The sequence below is a fragment of the Salifodinibacter halophilus genome (assembly GCA_012999515.1).
GTDB lineage: Bacteria > Pseudomonadota > Gammaproteobacteria > Nevskiales > Salinisphaeraceae > Salifodinibacter > Salifodinibacter halophilus.
Window position 1 is genome coordinate 1 of the sequence record JABEEB010000826.1, and the last position, 231, is coordinate 231.

The 231-nt window shown below is 71.0% G+C and carries 1 protein-coding gene; it reads right to left on the reverse strand.

Annotated features, from left to right (window positions below; all coding sequences use genetic code 11):
- On the reverse strand, window positions 1-231 hold a 231-nt coding region (locus HKX41_13890), incomplete at both ends, for a hemolysin secretion protein D (GenBank protein ID NNC25224.1).

The following is a 231-nucleotide window of genomic DNA, read 5'->3' on the forward strand; positions in this document are numbered from 1 at the left end:
CGCGCGCAATTGCATCAGACGGTCGCGTTGGCCGGTCTTGGCGACTTCCGGCGCGTACTGGCGGATGCGCTCGTTGGCCTCGCGCAGGCCGTCGAGGGCCTGCTGACGAGTATCGGCGGTCAGCACGCGCAGTTGTTCGCGCGCGCCGCTCAGGGCCGACTGGGTTTCGTGCAGGCGGCTGCGCTGGGTGGCGAGGTCGCGCTCCACCGCGATGCGTTCCTGCTCGCGCAG